The following is an 18,499-nucleotide window of genomic DNA, read 5'->3' as shown; positions in this document are numbered from 1 at the left end:
GGATGGGCCTGAAACAGGTGCTGCTGTGCGGCGCCCTGGGTCTTGTACTTCATGCGGCGCCCGCGCTGGCCGGAAAGGGCGGTGCGGGAGGGGCCGGAATCGACGGGGTTGACGCACAGTCGCCCCGGACGACGACGCTTGCCCCGATGTCGGCGACCGCGATCCCTGTCATGCCGTCGCGGGCCGATCTTGCCCTGCCGTCTGCGCGCTATCCTGCGGCGCCGCGCGGCGGGATCAGCGATCACCCGTTCGGCGAAACGGTCGCCGATCCGTGGCGCTGGCTTGAAGGCGATGTCCGCAGCGACCGTGCCGTGGCTGATTGGGTCGAACGCGAAAACACGCTGGCGCGGTCGTATCTGTCTGCCTTGCCGGGGCACGATCACTTTGCGGCGCGATTGCGCGCGCTTTATGATTTCGAGCGCACCAGCTTGCCCAAAAAGGCGGGGCATCGCTATTTCTTCCTGCGCAACAGCGGATTGATGAACCAGTCTGCGCTCTATGCGCGCGACGGGCTGGGCGGGGCCGATCGGCTGCTGGTGGACCCCAATCACGCCGAGGCGGCCTTTGCGCTCGATGCCTGGGCGCCTTCGCAAACCGGGCGTTTCCTTGCCTATGGCGAACAGCACGCCGGAAGCGACTGGCGCACGATCCGCGTGATTGACGCAGCGACCGGACGCATGCTCGGCGATCGGCTCGAATGGGCGAACGATACGCTGATCGGGTGGGTGGGCGACGAAGGCATTCTCTATTCGCGCTATCCCGCGCCGCGTGCCGACGAGGAATACCGCGCGCCCGCGCATGACAAGGCCGTGTGGTTTCATCGCATCGGCACCGCGCAGGACGCGGATCAACTGGTCTATGCCACGCCCGATCATCCCGACTGGGGGCACAAGGCGCAAGTCACGTCCGATGGGCGCTGGGCGGTGATCAGCACCGAGGCGGGAACCGCGCCGGTCAGGGCGATTCATCTCGTGGACCTTGCCGCGCCGCGTGTGGGCGGGCGCTGGGCGGTGCTGCCGCTGGTCCCCGGGCTCGATCATGACTGGAAACTGGTCGATGGCGAGGGCGCGCATTTGTGGTTCGTCACTAACGATGGCGCGCGCAATTATCGGCTGGTGCAGCTCGATCTCGGCACGCATTCCCGCGCCAGCGTGGTGATCGCAGAGCAGCGTGGCCTGCTCGAAGCCGGGCGGATCGTCGGCGATCGGCTGATCCTGTCCTACCTCGACGGGGGGCAACGGCTGGCCGTGGTCACCGATCTGAAAGGGCGCCCGGCCCGCGCGATCACCATTTCGGCAACGGGGGCGGCGACGGGGTTCGACGGGCGTCTAGGCGATCCCGAGACATTCTATCAGTTTTCCAGCTACAATCAGCCGCCCGCCATCTATCGCATGGATTTGCGCAGCGGGAAGGTGACGCCGTTTGCCACGCCTGCCGTGCCGTTCGATCCGGCCGACTATGTCATCGAGGAGCGGCAGTATCCCTCGCGCGACGGGACCATGGTGCCGTTGACCGTGGTGCGCAAACGGTCGTTGCTCGGCACGGCTGCGCCAACTTTGCTTTATGGGTATGGCGGGTTCGATATTGCGCTCAACCCCAGCTATTCGCCATGGCGCATGGCCTGGCTTGAGGCGGGCGGCGTGTTGGCGGTGGCGGCGGTGCGCGGCGGGGGCGAGCTTGGCCCGGCGTGGTACGAGGCCGGGCGGGGCCGCCGCAAACAGAACAGTTTCGACGATTTCATCGCGGCGGGCGAATACCTCGTTCGTTCGGGCATTGCCCGGCGCGACGGGCTGGCCGCGCAAGGCGGGTCAAACGGCGGAATGATGGTCGCCGCCGTGATCAACCAGCGCCCCGACCTGTTTGTCGCCGCCAATCCCGATGTCGGGGTCATGGACATGTTGCGCTTTGACCGGTTTACGCAAGGCCGGTCGTGGATCGACGACTATGGCGATCCGCGTCGCGAAGGCGACTGGCGCACGCTGCGCGCCTATTCGCCTTATCACAATATCCGCGACGGCCACGCCTATCCGGCGATATTGGTCACCACTGCCGATACCGACGACCGCGTGGTCCCCGCGCACAGCTTCAAATATGTCGCCGCGTTGCAGGCGGCCGCGATCGGCGAACGGCCCCGCTTGCTGCGCGTCGACAGCGACGCGGGGCATGGCGCCGGAAAGCCGTTGGACAAGACGATCGCCGGGGGTGCCGATGTCATGGCCTTTCTGGCCAACTGGACCGGCCTGACGCCCTGAGTGCCGTAAAAAAGTGCCGGGATGGTCGAAACATGGCACGCCTTGCAGGCGGTTCGACCATGTCTGCGCTTGCGGCATGGCGGCGGGCTGATTATCGCAGGTTCACACCATCATGTAAGGATTGCCGCGATGACGACCTTTGAAGATCGCGAACGCGCCGAAGAGGCCAAGTTTGCCCACGACGAGGAAATGCTGTTTCGCATTCAGGCCCGCCGCAACAAGCTGTTGGGCAATTGGGCGGCGGAACGCATGGGGCTCGATGCCGCGGAGACGGAAGCCTATGCGCGCTCGGTGGTTCAGGCCGAATTCGAAGATGCCGGCGACGAGGAAGTGATTCGCAAAGTGCATGGCGATCTCCTGCTGGCAGGGGTCGAAGTGGGCGAAGCGGAAGTGCGCAAGGCGCTCGAAGCCAAAACGGTCGAGGCGCGGCGGCAAATGATGGGCGACGTCTGATGGCGATGGCCGCCGACGACATCGCCACGATGATCCGTGCGGCGCTGCCCGATGCCGAGGTCACGATCACCGATCTGGCCGGCGATGGCGATCATTATGCCGCGCATGTCGTTTCTGCCGCATTTCAGGGCATGAGCCGGGTGGCCCAGCACAAGGCGGTCTATGCGGCCTTGGGCGGGCGCATGGGCGGTGCCTTGCACGCCTTGCAATTGACCACTGCCGTGCCCATTTCGGGCGTCTGATTCGTATTGTCCCGAAAGGACCGCCAAGACCCATGTCGCAGACCGCCAGCACCGCCGAACGCCTTACCGAAATTGTCCAGGGCAATGATGTGGTCCTGTTCATGAAAGGCACGCCGTTGTTCCCGCAATGCGGGTTTTCGAGCCGGGCAGTGGCCATTCTCGAACGGTTGGGGGTCGAATACGCGACTGTCGACGTGTTGCAGGACATGGAGATCCGCCAGGCGATCAAGGCCTTTTCCGATTGGCCGACGATCCCCCAGCTTTATGTAAAAGGCGAATTCGTCGGCGGTTCGGACATCATGATGGAAATGTTCGAAGCCGGCGAGCTTGAGCAGCTGGTGACTGAAGCGGGCGTCGCGCGAGCCTGAAGCGATTTGCCGCGAGAGCGGCAGGGCCTTGCCGCCCGGTCCGCTTTGCGCACACTCCTTCCACGCACAAAGTGAAACGCGGCCCCCGCTATGGCGGGGGCCGCGTTTTCTTTTGGGGACGTTGATGCTCCGGGGACGGGGCATTTGGGGGGACACGACAATCGGGGGGGACACGATAATCGGGGTACTGAGCTCGGGTACTGGGCAATGCCGGGGGGAGACCGGCGGAAATCGGTTAGGGTCGAAAGGCGGAGCCGGGAAACTTGGGGACAGGCTCCGCCTTGTCAATTTGGGGCATCTTAGGGACATACAGGGTAATGCATGACCCGTGCCAAATCGTCTTCGGCACCGAAAACCGTGCAATTTTTCGCGATCTGCACGAGCGCCGATGGGCAGGTGTAAAGCATGCCGACAGTTTCGGAATTCGGTCAGGGCGGCGCATGTCCCCCTTGGCAAGATCGTCCGGGCGTATCATCCTGTTGCCATGACAAGAACAAGCGATTGGGTAGAGGATGCTCCGCCGGCGCGACCGGCGGCAACCGTGGTGGTGTTTCGACGCAATGCAGACGGCGGGCCGCCGCAACTGCTGTTGCTCGAACGGTCGGGGGCGATGGCTTTTGCCGGCGGCGCGACCGTCTTTCCGGGGGGAGCGGTCGATCCCGCCGATCGTGCCTTGGCCGATTCTCTGCCGGAGGCTGCGGACCTCGATCCCGACGATGCCGCGGCACGGATCGCGGCCGTGCGCGAAGCGCTGGAGGAATCCGGGCTTGTCGTCGGTGTAAAGGGAACCGTCACCGCCCCTCGCGCGATCGACGCGCGTCGGCGCCTGCTCGCAGGCGAGACACTGGGGGCAATTCTGGCCGATGAAGGTTGGGCGATCGATTTTGACAGTTTGATCCCCTTTGCGCGCTGGTGGCCCCGCCATCGCGAGATCCGCGTCTATGATACGCGGTTCTATCTGGCCGATGTCGGGACCGGCGCGCTCGATCTGGCCGCCGATGCCACCGAGACGCAGCACTTGTTCTGGGCCACGGCGCAAGAGGCGCTCGATCTGGCGGATGCGGGACGGATCAAGGTGATCTTCCCGACCCGGCGCAATCTCGAACGACTGGCGCTGTGGCCCGATTTCGCGGCCGTGCGCGACCATGCGCTGGCGACCCCGATCCAGACGATTTCGCCCTGGATGGAAGAGCGCGACGGGGTGCGCTGGCTGGTGATTCCGTCCGACGCGGGTTACCCTGTCGATGGCGAGCCGCTCGATGGCGCAGCGCGCGGCTAGTGGGCCGAATCTGAAGTTCGCGTACCCCAAGCGGGCAGGTGCGGTGCGAATTTCAGATCCACTACACTGGAACAGTTCAAAACTGCTCGATAATGAAGTGAACCATGCAGCGGCTCTGCGGGCACGGTCGCTGCGTGGTAATCCCTATATGCCGAAGCGGGGGGCTTAAGCTGCGTCGCGGTATTTCGCCTCATGTCGAGGTGACGCCATGCCGCAGCGCAAATACCGCCATTTTCCCAAACCCGAAGACGAAGCACGCGCCCAGCCGCGCCCGGCCGGCGAACGCGATGGCTTTGTCGCGTCGCCGGTCCACAGAATGCACCAGAATCTCTGGGCTTTTGCGGAAAGTCCGACAGAGATCCGGGATTCGGCCGTCATGCTCTATCCGGTATGGTTGCGGCTTATTCTGCCGCTGGTCTGCTCCGGCGCGCTGTGGGTGCTGATTTTCTGGGTGCTGGGATATCTGCGCTGATGCGTCGGTCCGGGCGCGATTTCGGCACGTAACGAAGTCCCAATCCAACCGTCCCGGGTCTTTCCCTCGCTGACCTGCGGGCTTGCGCCCTTCATCTTGCGCTTTGTGTGATCGCGCTGTCGCGATCGGCCGAGCAAGAGGGAGACGCCCGTTGCGCCCGCGAATGACCGTCAATGCCGCAGCCCCTCTGCCCGTATCAGAGCAGGCACTTCCCCCGAAGGACAGTTCCGATCAGGCTGAGGCGGGCGTGTCGTCGTCGCCGGGCGCGCCCGGTGCGGCCAGGGCCGTTCCGCCAAGGGCCGTGGCGATGCGGGCCATATCGTCGGAGCCCGCAGTGTTGGAGAGTATGGGGGCGGAGGGTATGGGGCCGGATGGTCTGGCGGCCGCTCATCCGGCGCCGCGGCACTATCCGGCGACCGATACGCTGCCGGGGATGCTGGTGGCCGACGGCATGATCCGGGCGTTGGACATTCTCGGGGCCTTGCTTGCGCTGATGCTGGCCTTTCCGGTCATGGCACTGGTGGCGCTGGCGGTGAAGGTGACAAGCCGGGGGCCCATGCTGTTTGCGCATCGCCGGGTGGGGCGTCATGGGCGGCGCTTTGCCTGCCTGAAGTTTCGCACCATGGCGATCGATGCCGACGCCCAGCTCAAGGCCCTGTTGGACAGTGATCCTTCGGCGCGGGCCGAATGGCAGACCAGTCAGAAGCTGCGGCATGATCCGAGGATAACTTCGATCGGTCGCTTTTTGCGGCGGACCAGTCTCGATGAATTGCCGCAGTTGTTCAATGTGTTGCGCGGCGACATGAGCCTGGTCGGGCCGCGCCCGATCGTGGAATCGGAAATTCCCCGCTATGGGCGCCACTTTGCGATCTATTGCCGGGTACGGCCGGGGCTGACCGGGCTGTGGCAGGTCCAGCGCGATGCCGATACGTCCTATCGTCGTCGGGTGGCCTTCGATGTCGCCTTTGCCCGTGGGCGCTCGCTACGGCTCTATTTGCTCATTCTCGTGCGGACGGTGCCTGCAGTGTTGAGTGGCCGGGGGGCCTGGTGATTGCCGCGCGGGATCGGCGCTATTGTGCGATCAGGCGCGCGGTCGGATTTCGTGGCCTAAATGCGGGTTTTGCGGGTCCGGTTCGCGCGCAAGCGGCGCGAGGCCCATGTTTGCGCGTCACTCGGATGGTGTAAGGACGAGCCTGGTCGGCTCAAAAGCGTGCCCAGGCAAGCGCCAGGCCCAGCCAGAACACTTGGCTGATGGCAAGTCCGATGATCTGTCCGCGCGCGGCATCGAGCCCGCCGCGCTCGCCCATGGTGTAGGGCGTGTCGCGCGAATTTTCGCTCCAGATAATCTTGTCCACTCGACATCCCCCGTAATATGGCCCCGTAATATGGCCCCGTAATATGGCCCCGTAATATGGCGCGGCTTTCATGCGTGACATCTTGACAGTTACTGCGGCTTGATTGCCGAAAGGGGGATATTTCCTCCCGATCCGCTGCCGCCTTGTTTTCGATCACCCGGCAGCAAAGCTGAAGGACCGGGCGAACCTCTTAACGGTCAATCCCGCTGTTACGGGAAAAGCGCCTATAAACAGGTAATCGAGCCCCAATCCTTTGGCAATCCTGGTACGGCATCTGTTGTCGTCATCCGGGGCTATCCAGTGTCGGTGGCGTAAAACCAAAATGGAGCATTGGTGGAGTACCTGTATTGGCAGGCCGCCAATGTCGCAGTGCGGGATGGAGAAAGTCGCAGCCGGATGCGGGGTTGCGAAGCCTGGGTCAGGTCTTGTGTGGCGCTGCAGTGTGAGCCGCGGTGCAGCCTGGAGATCGGAGCGGCCACGATTTTTGCAGGTTGCGGCGGGCTCGGTGGGCAGGGCCTTGCCTGACGCCTTCTCCAAAACGGATGCAGTACTTTGGCATGGCGGGTTTCGTTGGAGATCGGTTTTGGGCGCCTGACGCGTGAAAGCCGTGCGGCGACGGTCGCTCGAGTCGCGCTGGCGGCCAATCGGCGGCGTGCGTTCAGATCAGGCGGGGTTCAGATCATGGGCGCACTTCATGCGAAATTGCGCGGCGGCCGATGCCTGCATTGCGCAGGCCCGGCTGGAGGCGGATGCCCCAATTGACCCGCCGCTGACAATTGGGCCGGTGGCGGTCTTCAGCGGGGGCAAGCGGCTGCCCGGCCGAAGGCGTTTTGCAGGCGGCGCGCGTACTGCCGTGCATTCCGTGCACTACGCCGTGCATGGCTCGCCCGGCAGCCCGGATCGGTTCTGTGCGCGGCGGGGTAAATTCGCGTCGCGCGCTGCCGCCGAATTTCGACACCGGCGCGATCATGCGCAGGCTTGGCGGGGCCGCCGTTTTCTGCCGCGCCTGCCGGCGCCGGACATGGTCGCGGCGCGGGCGGTGGTTGGCCACACCGGCTGGTGGCAACGCGGCGCCTGACGCGTGGCTCGTGAGGCTGGCACGTGGTCCGTTTTTGACATTTGCGGCCGTGCTATCCGGATGGCGGGATGCAAATGTCAAAAACAATCCGCTAGCGTCAGGCGTTGTCGCTGCAGAGCGGCGTTGTCCGAAGGTCTGTCAGGCGCTGCCAACCCGGCTCAGGCCAAGCTGGATCGGCACCAACGCGATCCATGCCGGTGGTTTTGCGATTTCCGGATCGACCGCTTGGCGTCGCGCGTCAGAAATAGCGTTCACCAATGCGGATCGTGTCGCCGGGCTGAACCGCGACAGGGGTGCCGCGCAGCGCGACGCTGCCTTCCGCCGGTCCGTTGTCCCGGCGCAGAAAGCCGACCCGGGAATTGGCGCGATAGGTAAAGCCGCCGGCCAGTGCGACGGCCTTGTCGACGGTCAGACCTGACGAATACGGATACTCGCCCGGCTTGTTGACTTCTCCGAGGATATAGAACGGGCGGAAGTTCAGCACTTCGACGCTGACGCGCGGATCCTGGACATAGCCGCCGTCGAGCCGGTGGGTAATGTCGGCGGTGACTTGCTCGATCGTATGGTCGGCGACATTGACCGTGCCGATCAGCGGAAACGCGACAGCGCCTGCCGGTGTCACGCTGTATTCGCCGGTCAGCGCCGGTTCGTTGTAAACCGTGATCCGCAGCTTGTCGCCTGCGCCCAGGTGATAGCCGCCGGCCTGTGCCGAGCCGTTTTGTGCTGCGCTGGCCGAGGCGAGCGGCGCGACTCTGCCTTCGCTGCATCCGGAAAGAAACGGCATGATCAAGGCCGCCGTTGCAACCGTAATCGTGAATGTGCGCATGTTATTCCCCATCTATTCCCGCAATAACCTTGAAATGACGGCGAATGCCCGATCGGAAGATGCTTTTCCCGGTGGCGGCCGCTGACCTTGTTTTTATGCCTGTCGCGGAAAAGCTCAATCGGTCGCGCCGTAACGAAAAATCCGGCATGGAGATATTCCCGCGCCGTTTCTGACCGGTCCGATGGCTCGTCCGGCCTCGCCCCGGTGAGGGTGACGCGGCACTTTCCGCGCCTTCCTGAGGCAGTTTCCTAAGCGCTTTTCCCGAGTTGTGCCGGTGCGTAGCGCGCGTAACCGTCAGATGTCGGCGCTGCTTCGGCGGGGGGCAGGTCGGGTCTCTGCCGCGGCACGGCGCGCCCCCCTGCCGCCGGACCCGACCGCCCCGTTTTCCCTCCGCTGCGGATATGCTTCGCCTTTCGCGACGGGCGCGGTCGCCTAGTCTGACTCTCGCAGCTTACGGATGTCCTTTCCCACGGATACGGCATCCCGGGGCACGGCATTACGTAGGGCATCAGACTGGTTTTTTGAAAACCCGTTCGGTTTGCGATCGCGCGGCACATCTGCCGGGCCATCTGTGCCGAATCGTCAGCGAAGGAGCATAAGGGTGAGCACCGCTGTCAACACATTGGACTCGAGCGCCGTCGGTGCGCTTCGCGGCCCGGGCGATGTCCTGCCGGCCTGGCTGGCAGAGCCGCGTGCGGTGCCGGTCGCCGGAAACGACCGCATCGATCTCAAATTCCTGATCGGCATTTTCCGCCGCCGGTCGGGCCTGTTTGTCTCGGTGCTGGGGGGATCGCTTGCAATCGGCGCGATTGTCACTGCGTTGCAGCCGCGGATCTATGTCGCCCATGCCGATGTCACGCTGAGCAACAAGACCGCGATGATCGCGCCGGCAAGCACCAACGATCGCGTGACCGAGCAGCAGGCCCCCACCGACGCCTTTGTCGACACGCAAGTTGCGCAAGTGACGTCGAGCGACAACATGAACGCGGTGATCGATCGTCTGGGGCTGGACAAGGATCCGCGCATCGTCGCCGAGGCCGGGCGCGGCGCGGCGCGCCTCGCGACGATCGACTATCTGCGCAAGCATCTCAATGTGCAGCGCATCGGCTCGACTTATGACATCGGCATCACGTATGACAGCCGCAGCGCCGATCAGGCGGCCAAAGTGGCCAATGCCTTTGCCGAACAGTTTACGCGCGGCGCGCTCGATGCCAAGCGCGACGGTGCGCGCCAGACCACCGGGATGATCGCTGCGCGGCTCGATCAACTGCGCAGCCAGGCGCTGGCCGACAGTGCCGCCGAACAGAACTATCGCATCGCGCACAACTTGCTCAGCACCAACCAGGGCACGCTGACCGAGCAGGAAATCTCTGCCTACAATCAGGAACTGGCGCGCGCTCGCGCCGAACAGGCCGAAGATGCGGCGCGGCTCGATGCGGCGCGGCACCAGCAGGCCGGTGCGGCCAACGGCGGCAATGTCGGCGAAACGCTCGCCTCGCCCGCAATTGCCGCGCTGCGCGCGCAACAGGCGACGGCGGCCGGCGAGCTCGCCTCGCTCCAGGCACGCTATGGCAGCCTCCATCCCGATGTGATCAAGGCGCGCGCCACGCTGCGCGCGCTCGACGAACAGGTCGCCGGTGAAACCCGGCGCGTGATCGCCGGGCTTGAGGCCAAGGCGCAAGCTTCGGACCAGCGGCTGGCCTCGCTGTCGGGCTCGCTGACACAGTCGCGCGGCGCGCTGGCGATCAGCAATTCGGCCAAGACCGGGTTGCAGGATCTGGAAAAGCGGGCCGAAACGTCGAACGCGCTCTACGAAAGCTATCTCAACCGTTACAAGGAACTGACCGCGCGCGAAGGCACCGAACAGGCCGACGCCGAGATGCTGCATCCGGCCTCGGTGCCGCTCGTGCCCGACAGCCCGCATGTCCTGATCAACCTGATCCTGTCGTTTGCGGTCGGGTTGGGGCTGGGGGTCGCCGCCGCGTTTCTGGCCGAGCTGAACTATAGCGGGATCACGACTGGCGATGACATCGAACAACGGCTTGGCGTGCGCTATCTCGGCTCGATCCCGTCGCTGGGCTCGGTCATGGTGCGCGGTCGCAAGGCCAGTCCGACCGAGGCGTTGATCGAGAGCCCGCGCTCGGCCTTTGCCGAGAGCTTCCGCTCGCTGCGCGCTTCGATTGCGATGAACACGACCAACGCCAAAGTCATCGCGATCACCTCGTCGCTGCCCGATGAAGGCAAGACCACCACCTCGATCTGCCTTGCCCGCTCGATGGCGGCTTCGGGCGACCGCGTGCTGCTGATCGATTGCGACTTGCGCCGCCAGGGGGTCAGCGAATTCGTGCCCGATCGCGAAGGGCGCCCCGGATTGATCGAAGTGCTGCGCGGTGAAGTCGAACTCGATGCGGCCATCTCGGTCGATCCGGCAACCGGGCTCGCGATCCTGCCGGTTTCGCGCGACACGACCGACGCGCCGGAGCTCTTGACCGGGGACGAGATGGATCGGCTGCTCGAAACGGCGCGTGCGAAGTATCACGCGGTGATCATCGATACCGCGCCGGTGCTGCCGATTGCCGATGCGCGGCTGGTGCTGGGCAAGGCCGACGCCTCGGTCTTCGTGGTCCGCTGGCGCAAGACACCCGACAGCGCGCTGCGGGCGGCGCTGCGCCTGCTGCCGGGTAACCGGGTGCAACTGGCAGGCGTCGCGCTGACTCGGGTCGACATGCGCAAACAGGCGCGGTTCGGCTATGGCGAAGATGCCTTCTACCACAGCTATCGCCGCTATTATTCCTGATCGATCATGGCGGGCAGGAGGCATGCTTCCTGCTCGCCAGACCCGGTTGCCCGGCCTGATGCCGGGGCCGGGACGGACGTCGGCAGCGGTTGGCCACGGGTTCCATCGCGTATCCCTTCACGGGCCACCGCCGCCATCGCCCGCTGCCTTTTCAGCCTGCGCCTTCGATCCGCATCGGGTGGACGATCGGCCAGAGACCTCCGGGCTTCTGCGCACCGATCATGTCAGCCACCCTTGAGCGCGGGCACCTCTTACCGGGATTTCGGTCATGCAACTGACAATCATCGGCGCCATCCAGATCCTTGTCGGCCTGGCCCTGTTTCTGGCCGGCAGTGTCGAGGCGATGTTTGCCTTCCTGTTGGTCACTACGCTGTTTGCCGGTTCTGCGGCGATCGTGCTGGGCTCGCTCGGATCGGGGTCGTCGATCCCGCCGCTCGATTTCGCGCTGCTGTTCATGGCCATGCGCCTGCTCGTGCCGGGGTCGGGCCAGCTTCGCGCCACGGCGCGCGCGGTCGAAGCCAATGTCTGGCTGCTGGTGTTTGTCGCCTATGGCGTGATCATGGCCTATATCGGGCCACGCCTGTTTGGCGGGCGGTTCGATTTTGCTCCGCTGCGCGCCGAAAGCGGGGCGACTTATACCAGTCGGCTCAGTTATCTGCTGGCGACGCGGCCGTTTGGGCCCTCGGCGCAGAATCTGACCTCGTCGGTCTATCTGATGGGGACATTCGCGGCGGCGGTCGTGGCCCATGTCGCGTGCAAGGCGCCGGCGGGCCGCGTCACGCTGGTACGCACGATGGCGGTGGTCGGCCTGATCCATTGCGCGGTCGGCTTTCTGTCGGTGCTCGGCAAGGGTACTGCGATCGACCTCGCGCTCGGGTTTTTCCGCAACGGCAGCTATGCGCAGCTCGATCAGCAGATCGAAGGCGTGGCGCGGATGTCGGGGATTTCGCCCGAACCGTCCAGCTATGCCGCCTATGGCGCGATCTGGTTCGTGTTTCTGGCCGAATGCTGGCTGCGCCGGGTGGAGCCGGTGTTGACGGGGGCGGCGGCGCTGTGCCTTGGGGCGGCTCTGCTCGCCAGCACGTCGGCCACGGCCTATGTTGCCCTTGCCGTCTGGTTTGGCCTGCTGGCCTTGCGCAGTCTGGTCATTCCCGGGGCGATGCCGGCGGATCGCGCGCTCTGGCTCGGGGCCTTGGCGATCGGCGCGGTCGTGGCTTGCGGGCTCGTGCTGATCTGGCAGCCGCAACTGGTCGAACGGATCATGACGTTTGCGCAGCATTTGCTGTTCGACAAGATGTCTTCGGAATCGGGGATTCAGCGCAGGTTCTGGGCCATGCAGGGGTATCAGGCCTTTGTCGAAACCTGGGGCATCGGCGTCGGGCCGGGCAGCTTCCGCTCGTCGAGCCTGTTTACGGCGGTGCTCGGCTGTGTCGGGGTGATCGGCGCGGTTGCGCTCGCCGCGCATTGCCTGACCGCGTTCAAGCCGCTGCGCTGGTCGACCTATATCCCCATCGCCGACCCGGACCTGGCGGTGGCGGGGGCTTGTGCCTGGGCCATGCTGATGGCGATCGTGATAGCCGGCGTGACGGCGCCCAATTGCGATCCGGGCAGCGATTTTGCCTTGCTCAGCGGCGCGGCGCTGGCGCTGCGCAGCCGCAGCGCGCGCGGCGTCGGCCGGTCAGTGCTCGATTTGTCGCCGGTCGCCACGCTGGCGACAGTTTGATCCCTGCCGGGTGATCAGGGTGGGCGGTTTTGCGCCGGTGCTCGGGTCGACACTCACGGCATTGCGTCTTTCAAGGAATTATCATGCGACTGCCCGGATTGCGCCTTGCGCTGTGCCTGCTCCTGCCAAGCCTTGGCGCAATGGCCCCGGCCAGTGCCCGCCCCGAACGGGATCAACTCGACATGTGCGGGATGACCCCCAGTTTCTTTGAGGATTTCGCCGACTTTCGCGTGGTTGCGCGCGATCTGGGCGGCAAGGATGTCGGGGGTAAAGCGGCCGGGGGGAAAGACACCGCGGGCAAGGCGAACTGGATCGCCCATACCCCGTGGAATGGCGATTTCGGCGATGCGCGCTTTGCCGATCCCGGGCCCGATGGTCCGTTTGCAGTCGACCATGGCCTGTTGCACATCACCGCGCGCAAAATGGCCAATGGTCGCTGGCAATCGGGGCTGATTGCGGCGGGCGACGGCGCGGGGCACGGCCATGGCGAACGCTATGGCTATTTCGAGGCGCGCATGAAAATGCCGCCGGGGCCGGGCACCTGGCCCGCGTTCTGGCTTGCGAGTTTGCGCCCTCAGGGGGACAAGCGCCCCTCGCTCGAACTCGACGTGATCGAATATTACGGCCAGTTTCCAGAGACCTATCACACGTCATTGCATCTGTGGACGCATGACAAGGCGACCGAGCTTCATGGCGGATCGACGGTTTCCGTCCGTCCCGACAGCCTGGTCACCGCATTCCACGATTATGGCATCAAGGTGACCCCGCAAACGATCGGCTATTATCTCGATCGGCGGCTCGTGTGGCAGACCGATACGCCCAAGAGCCATGTCTTTCCCTTGATCCCGCTGGTCAATCTGGCGCTGGGGTCGGGGTATTCGATCGAAAATACGCCAAACCCATCGGTGCTCGATGTGAAATACGTCCATGTCTATGCCTATCGCCCCGGCGGGCATTGTGGCTGATCGCGCGCGGGCGGTTTGCGGCGCGGCGGCGCGGGCATGACGGTGCAGGCTGTGTCGGAAGATCATGGCGGGCAAGTCGGGCAGCGCGCCGCGAAAGGGGCCATACTCCTGATCGGATCGCGGCTGGTGTCGCGCTTGTTCGATTTTGCGGCCCTGCTTGTGCTGGCGCGGTTGTTGACTCCGCCCGATTTCGGGCTGGTGGCGATTGCCATGTCGCTGATGCAGGTGATCGAGGCGGTTTTCGAACTGCCCGTGGCGCAAGTCGTGGTGCGCGCGCAGGAGCCTGATCGGGCGATGCTCGATACGGCCTTCACGCTCAGCCTGATCCGGGGGCTTGCGCTTGCCGTGGTCATGGCGCTGATCGCCTGGCCTGCGGCGATGTTCTTTCGTCAGCCGGGGCTGGCCGCGCTGATCCTCGTGCTCAGCCTGTCGCCGTTCATGCGCGGGATGCTCAGTCCGGGGCTGGCGTTCTATTCGCGCGCGCTCAATTTTCGTCAGGATGTCGCGATCGAACTGGCGGGCAAGTTTGCGGCGCTGGTCGTTGCAGTGATCGCGGCGCTGGTCTTGCGCAATTACTGGGCGATCGTGGCGGGCACGGTGACCGGGCCGCTGGTCATGATGGTCGTTTCATACCTGATCGCGCCGATGGTGCCCCGGCTGAGCCTGGCGCGCTGGCGCGAATTCATGGGGATTCTCGGCTGGGTTTCCGCATCGCAGATCATCAGCGCGCTCAATTGGCAATTTGACCGCCTGATTCTCAGCCGCTTTGTCTCGCCCGCCTCGCTCGGTGCGTTCAGCATGGCGAGCGACCTCGCCAACTTGCCCAATCAGATCATCCTTGTGCCGCTGTGGCGCCCGCTGATGTCGGCCTTTTCGGTGATCAATCGCAAGGGGGAGGCGCCGCGCGACAAAGTGCTGGCGACGTGTGCCATCCTGATCGCGCTGCTCTTGCCGGTGTGTATCCTCGCCAGCCTGCTGGCGCGACCGCTGGTGATCATGGTGCTCGGGCAAAAATGGGCGGTTTCAGCCGATTACCTGCAATACCTCGTGGTGTTGATCATCCCGGTGTTTGTCACGCCGGTCACCTCGGCGCTGCTTATGGCGCAAGGGCGCACGCGGCTGACCTGGTGGATCAATTTTGCCGAAATGGTGATCAAGCTGCCCGCTGCGCTGATCCTGATTTTGCGGTTCGGGCTTTATGGCGCGATCATGGCGCGTGCGCTGGCGGTGGTGCTGGTCTTTGCGATCACGGTGGTCGTGCTCGGGCGCGTGGCGCGGCTGTCGCGGGCCGATCTGTGGCGTCAGGCCTGGCGCCCGCTGGCCGCCGCGATGGCGCTGGCTGCGGTGGTCATGGTGTTGCGCGCCCGGTTTGGGCAAGCGGGGCAGGGGGCGTTGTGGGGCGCGCCGTGGCAAGTCATGGCGATTGCCACGGGCGCGGTCGGGCTGCTTGCCTATGGGATCGTGCTGCTGGTGCTCGATTTTGCCCCCTTGCGCAAGGCGCTGCGCCGGATGGAACGTCTGGCCTGATTGCCAGAACACGTTGACGCACAACAATTTGCTCGTGGTTCTTCGCGGCCCGCGCTAGCCTTGCAGGCCAAGGCTGGCGAAGGGACGAGACGATGACGGGCATGGCACGAATGGCAGGCGCGGGGCTCCTTGCGCTGCTTTCCGGGGCGGCGAACGCGCAATCGACCGTACAGGCGATTGCGCAGGGCGATGTATCCGTCACGATCTACAACAACGATCTCGCGCTGATCGAGGACGTGCGGCGGATCGATCCGGGCAAAGGCGAGGTGGAACTGGCCTTTCCCGATGTCTCGGCGGCGATTCAGCCCGAAACGGTGACGCTGACCGTGCCCGAGGCAACGATCCTCGAACAGAATTTCGACTATGACCTGCTGTCGCCGGCGCGCCTGCTCGACAAGACGGTGGGCCAGACGGTCACCTTGATGCACACCAATCCGACGACCGGCGTCGATAGCGGCGAACCGGCCAAAGTGCTGGCCAACAATGACGGCACGCTGATCGAGGTCGGCGGGCATATCGAAGTGCTGGGCGACATCGGCCATTCGCGGCTGGTCTTTCCCGGATTGCCGCCGGGGCTGAAGGCACGACCGACGCTGTCGGTGCGGCTCGATTCGGGGCATTCGGGCGCGCGCGCGGTCACGCTCAGCTATCTCAGTCACGGCTTTTCGTGGAAGGCGGACTATGTTGCGCTGTTCGATCAGACGGGCAGCGCGGACGGGGCGGGCCATATCGACGTGCAGGGCTGGATCACGCTCAACAACACCACCGGGACCAGTTTTGACCGGGCGCATGTCCTGCTCGTGGCGGGCGAAGTCGCCAATACGCTGGGGGACGGCGAAAATGTGCCCAACCGCCGGTACATGCCGCGCGCGCCGAAAATGGAAGTCGCGGGCACCGAAGCGAGCGGGCGCGAACGGCTGGGCGATTTCTATGTCTACCCCATCGCCGGGCGCACCACGCTCGCCAATGCGCAGCAGAAGCAGGTTTCATTTCTCGACGTGAAAGGAGCCCCGGCGCGCAAGATCTATCGCTATCGCAACGACTGGCGCAACGACGGGCCGGGCAATGCCGCCGACCCGCAGGGCGCGCAAAGCGTGATCAGGTTTTCGACCGGGGCGAAGGACGGCGTCGGCGATGCACTGCCCGCCGGGATGGTGCGCGTCTATATGCGCGATGCGCGCGGGCAGCCGCAGTTCATCGGCGAACAGGCGATCGAACACACGCCGATGGGATCGACGCTCGCGCTGCCCACGGGCGAGGCCTTCGACGTCAAGGTTCAGCCGACACTGGTCAAGCGCGCGAAGATCGAGGCGGGCGAATGGGAGCGGGTCGCACGCTGGCGCGTGACCGGCGAGGGCAAGGCGCCCAAAATTGCGACAGTCGATATGGCGGTCACGCATTGGCAGACGACGATGCAATATCGTGTCACCAATGCGCAGGCCCGGCCGATCACGGTCGAAGTCGCGCAAGCCGGGCTCGATACCGGCTGGCATGATACCCGCGTGCCGCAGGAAAGCCTGCCCGGCGAACAGCGCACGCTCGACGAACGCGTCTGGCAAGTGGCGGTGCCTGCGCAAGGCGAAACCGTGCTGACCGTCACGTTCGATACGCGCAACTGATCGCCGTGGCTTATTGTGCGCGCCTGTTCTGGGCCGGGCTCCTGCTGCTTCCCGTCCGCGCGGTGGGCGGGGAGGCGGCGGTCGTCGCGGCCTCGGCGCCGCTCGAGACCAGTGTCACGATCTATCGCGCGCCGGACGATCGGTTCGGTGCTGCGGCGACCGATGCGCGCAATCCGCCGCGCTGGTTGCAGGGCTACGCGCTGATCAGCGAGGTGCGCGACATCGATCTGCCCGCCGGGCCTGCGGTCATCCGCTTCCCCGGTGTCGCGGCGGGGATGCTGGCGGAAAGCGTGATCGTGTCGGGGCTGCCCACAGGCGTGCGCGAAAAGAACCTCGATGCGCTGGCGCTTTCGCCGCGCCATCTTTATGCGGGATGGTTCGGGCGCCCGGTCACTTTGCGGCGGCAGGACCCGGCCACCGGCAAGACCCGCGAAGAGCGCGCGGTGATCCGTTCGGCCCCCGATGGCGGGGCGATTGTCGAGACTGATCATGGCTTTGAAGCGATGACTTGCGGCCCATTCTCGGATTCGATCGCTTATCCGGGCGTGCCCGAGGGGCTGTTTGCCTCGCCCACGCTGTCGATCGCGACCGATGCCCCGGCGCCCGCGCACGTGCGGGTCCGGCTGGCCTATCTGGCGTGGGACTATGACTGGCGCGCGGACTATGTGCTGAAGCTCGCGCCCGACCTGCGGCACGCCACACTGAGCGCCTGGGTCACGCTGGCGAGCGCGGATGTCACCAGCTTTCCGCACACCATGGCGGCGGTCGTCGCGGGCAAGCCCCATTTTTCGGAGACGCGCGATCGGCGTGATGATGACGGCGACCTGACGTATCAGTGTTTCCCGCGCGCGACGCCGTCACCGCCGATAGTTGCTCCGCCGCCGCCCGTCATCGCGATGGCGGTGCCGGCCCCCATGGCGAGGGCGGAGATCATGGTGACGGCGATGCGCAAGGCGGTCGTGGCCGAGGCGGAAGATCTTGGCGATCTGAAGCTCTATCGCCTGCCGCTGCCGACGATGGTTGCGGCGCGCGGCCAGAAACAGGTCGCGCTGTTCGAGCCGCGCCCGATTGCGGTCGAAGTGCTGCATACCGCAGCGCTCGACGCATTGATCGGTCAGGGCCCGGCGCGGTTGATGGTGCGCACACGCAACCGGAAGGCCGAGGGGCTGGGTCTTGCGCTGCCCGGCGGGCGGGTGCGCGTGCTGCTGGATCGGGGAGCGGGTGCGCTGGTGGTCGGCGAGGGCGCGCTCGACGATCGCGCGCTCGGCGACCGGGTGGACATCGGCACCGCCCAGACGCCGCACGTGACCGTGCGGCAGATCGTCACGCACAGGCGCAAGGACGGGCGCATGATGGCCGTCACGGTCAGCAATGCCAATCCTTTTGCGATCCGTTTCGAAGGGACGTTCAGGCAGACACCATCGGCGGCGATCCGCGATTCCTCTGCGCCGCTTGGCCTGCAGGATGGACATCGCGTCTGGGCCCTGGCGGTTCCCGCGCGTGGCCGCGTCACGCTGCATTATCGCCTGACAGACGACTGATC

17 protein-coding genes are annotated in these 18,499 nt (G+C 65.2%); 15 read left to right on the top strand and 2 right to left on the bottom strand.

What is annotated here, in order from left to right; translation table 11 throughout:
• The first annotated feature begins 146 nt into the window (after positions 1 to 146).
• The 7 genes from AQZ50_RS14295 (at position 147) to AQZ50_RS14265 (ending at position 6,117) form a co-directional block, all read left to right on the top strand.
• The gene (locus AQZ50_RS14295; RefSeq protein WP_067747268.1) at positions 147 to 2,252 is read left to right on the top strand and encodes a prolyl oligopeptidase family serine peptidase; all 2,106 of its coding nucleotides are present in this window, start codon (positions 147 to 149) and stop codon (positions 2,250 to 2,252) included.
• A 129-nt stretch (positions 2,253 to 2,381) separates the two neighbouring features.
• Positions 2,382 to 2,705: a DUF1476 domain-containing protein gene (locus tag AQZ50_RS14290; protein ID WP_067747155.1), complete on the top strand. Its 324-nt coding sequence runs from the start codon at positions 2,382 to 2,384 to the stop codon at positions 2,703 to 2,705.
• The gene (locus AQZ50_RS14285; protein ID WP_067747153.1) at positions 2,705 to 2,947 is read left to right on the top strand and encodes a BolA family protein; all 243 of its coding nucleotides are present in this window, start codon (positions 2,705 to 2,707) and stop codon (positions 2,945 to 2,947) included. Before AQZ50_RS14290 ends, AQZ50_RS14285 begins: the two co-directional genes overlap by 1 nt.
• A 32-nt stretch (positions 2,948 to 2,979) precedes the next feature.
• A complete protein-coding gene (gene grxD / locus AQZ50_RS14280) occupies positions 2,980 to 3,315 on the top strand; it encodes a Grx4 family monothiol glutaredoxin (RefSeq protein WP_067747152.1) in 336 nt (111 codons plus the stop codon).
• A 484-nt stretch (positions 3,316 to 3,799) separates the two neighbouring features.
• Positions 3,800 to 4,594: an NUDIX hydrolase gene (locus tag AQZ50_RS14275; protein ID WP_197412500.1), complete on the top strand. Its 795-nt coding sequence runs from the start codon at positions 3,800 to 3,802 to the stop codon at positions 4,592 to 4,594.
• 208 nt (positions 4,595 to 4,802) lie between these two features.
• Positions 4,803 to 5,066: a hypothetical protein gene (locus AQZ50_RS14270; protein WP_067747148.1), complete on the top strand. Its 264-nt coding sequence runs from the start codon at positions 4,803 to 4,805 to the stop codon at positions 5,064 to 5,066.
• 451 nt (positions 5,067 to 5,517) lie between these two features.
• Positions 5,518 to 6,117 carry a sugar transferase gene (locus AQZ50_RS14265; protein ID WP_067747267.1) on the top strand — a complete coding sequence of 200 codons (600 nt, stop codon included), beginning with the start codon at positions 5,518 to 5,520 and terminating at the stop codon, positions 6,115 to 6,117.
• A gap of 151 nt (positions 6,118 to 6,268) precedes the next feature.
• On the opposite strand, the gene AQZ50_RS20760 is transcribed toward AQZ50_RS14265, so the two are convergent.
• Positions 6,269 to 6,421 carry a hypothetical protein gene (locus AQZ50_RS20760; protein ID WP_197412499.1) on the bottom strand — a complete coding sequence of 51 codons (153 nt, stop codon included), beginning with the start codon at positions 6,419 to 6,421 and terminating at the stop codon, positions 6,269 to 6,271.
• 598 nt (positions 6,422 to 7,019) lie between these two features.
• On the opposite strand from AQZ50_RS20760, the gene AQZ50_RS14260 reads away from it, so the two are divergent.
• Positions 7,020 to 7,499, top strand: a complete 480-nt coding sequence (locus AQZ50_RS14260; RefSeq protein WP_156427371.1) for a hypothetical protein — start codon at positions 7,020 to 7,022, stop codon at positions 7,497 to 7,499.
• Positions 7,500 to 7,737: 238 nt separating this feature from the next.
• On the opposite strand, the gene AQZ50_RS14255 is transcribed toward AQZ50_RS14260, so the two are convergent.
• Entirely contained in the window at positions 7,738 to 8,283 is a 546-nt protein-coding gene (locus AQZ50_RS14255) for a polysaccharide biosynthesis/export family protein (protein ID WP_231730308.1), read from the bottom strand.
• Between AQZ50_RS14255 and AQZ50_RS21160 the strand changes: the two genes are divergently transcribed.
• The 7 genes from AQZ50_RS21160 (at position 8,282) to AQZ50_RS14225 (ending at position 18,497) form a co-directional block, all read left to right on the top strand.
• Positions 8,282 to 8,410 carry a hypothetical protein gene (locus AQZ50_RS21160; protein ID WP_255354627.1) on the top strand — a complete coding sequence of 43 codons (129 nt, stop codon included), beginning with the start codon at positions 8,282 to 8,284 and terminating at the stop codon, positions 8,408 to 8,410. The genes AQZ50_RS14255 and AQZ50_RS21160 overlap by 2 nt on opposite strands.
• Positions 8,411 to 8,926: 516 nt before the next feature.
• Positions 8,927 to 11,122: a GumC family protein gene (locus AQZ50_RS14250; protein WP_067747143.1), complete on the top strand. Its 2,196-nt coding sequence runs from the start codon at positions 8,927 to 8,929 to the stop codon at positions 11,120 to 11,122.
• A gap of 268 nt (positions 11,123 to 11,390) precedes the next feature.
• Complete coding sequence (locus AQZ50_RS14245; protein ID WP_067747142.1) at positions 11,391 to 12,845, top strand: hypothetical protein; 1,455 nt, start codon at positions 11,391 to 11,393, stop codon at positions 12,843 to 12,845.
• 83 nt (positions 12,846 to 12,928) lie between these two features.
• Positions 12,929 to 13,810 carry a glycoside hydrolase family 16 protein gene (locus AQZ50_RS14240; RefSeq protein WP_067747141.1) on the top strand — a complete coding sequence of 294 codons (882 nt, stop codon included), beginning with the start codon at positions 12,929 to 12,931 and terminating at the stop codon, positions 13,808 to 13,810.
• A 36-nt stretch (positions 13,811 to 13,846) separates the two neighbouring features.
• Positions 13,847 to 15,337, top strand: a complete 1,491-nt coding sequence (locus AQZ50_RS14235) for an oligosaccharide flippase family protein (protein ID WP_067747140.1) — start codon at positions 13,847 to 13,849, stop codon at positions 15,335 to 15,337.
• A gap of 101 nt (positions 15,338 to 15,438) precedes the next feature.
• The gene (locus tag AQZ50_RS14230) at positions 15,439 to 16,956 is read left to right on the top strand and encodes a DUF4139 domain-containing protein (protein WP_369801429.1); all 1,518 of its coding nucleotides are present in this window, start codon (positions 15,439 to 15,441) and stop codon (positions 16,954 to 16,956) included.
• A gap of 5 nt (positions 16,957 to 16,961) precedes the next feature.
• Complete coding sequence (locus AQZ50_RS14225; RefSeq protein WP_231730307.1) at positions 16,962 to 18,497, top strand: DUF4139 domain-containing protein; 1,536 nt, start codon at positions 16,962 to 16,964, stop codon at positions 18,495 to 18,497.
• Positions 18,498 to 18,499: the final 2 nt, after the last annotated feature.

This window comes from Novosphingobium sp. Fuku2-ISO-50 (genome assembly GCF_001519055.1).
In the GTDB taxonomy this organism is placed as follows: Bacteria; Pseudomonadota; Alphaproteobacteria; order Sphingomonadales; family Sphingomonadaceae; genus Novosphingobium.
This window is presented reverse-complemented; position numbering and strand designations above follow the sequence as displayed.

Bases quoted from the DNA above. Each gene is read 5' to 3' on its own strand.
- AQZ50_RS14255 (WP_231730308.1), bottom strand. From the start codon at position 8,283: ATGCCGTTTCTTTCCGGATGCAGCGAAGGCAGAGTCGCGCCGCTCGCC.
- AQZ50_RS14240 (WP_067747141.1), top strand. From the start codon at position 12,929: ATGCGACTGCCCGGATTGCGCCTTGCGCTGTGCCTGCTCCTGCCAAGC.
- AQZ50_RS14230 (WP_369801429.1), top strand. From the start codon at position 15,439: ATGGCACGAATGGCAGGCGCGGGGCTCCTTGCGCTGCTTTCCGGGGCG.
- AQZ50_RS14295 (WP_067747268.1), top strand. From the start codon at position 147: ATGTCGGCGACCGCGATCCCTGTCATGCCGTCGCGGGCCGATCTTGCC.
- AQZ50_RS14265 (WP_067747267.1), top strand. From the start codon at position 5,518: ATGATCCGGGCGTTGGACATTCTCGGGGCCTTGCTTGCGCTGATGCTG.
- AQZ50_RS14275 (WP_197412500.1), top strand. From the start codon at position 3,800: ATGACAAGAACAAGCGATTGGGTAGAGGATGCTCCGCCGGCGCGACCG.
- grxD (WP_067747152.1), top strand. From the start codon at position 2,980: ATGTCGCAGACCGCCAGCACCGCCGAACGCCTTACCGAAATTGTCCAG.
- AQZ50_RS21160 (WP_255354627.1), top strand. From the start codon at position 8,282: ATGATCAAGGCCGCCGTTGCAACCGTAATCGTGAATGTGCGCATGTTA.
- AQZ50_RS14290 (WP_067747155.1), top strand. From the start codon at position 2,382: ATGACGACCTTTGAAGATCGCGAACGCGCCGAAGAGGCCAAGTTTGCC.
- AQZ50_RS14235 (WP_067747140.1), top strand. From the start codon at position 13,847: ATGACGGTGCAGGCTGTGTCGGAAGATCATGGCGGGCAAGTCGGGCAG.
- AQZ50_RS14270 (WP_067747148.1), top strand. From the start codon at position 4,803: ATGCCGCAGCGCAAATACCGCCATTTTCCCAAACCCGAAGACGAAGCA.
- AQZ50_RS14245 (WP_067747142.1), top strand. From the start codon at position 11,391: ATGCAACTGACAATCATCGGCGCCATCCAGATCCTTGTCGGCCTGGCC.
- AQZ50_RS14285 (WP_067747153.1), top strand. From the start codon at position 2,705: ATGGCGATGGCCGCCGACGACATCGCCACGATGATCCGTGCGGCGCTG.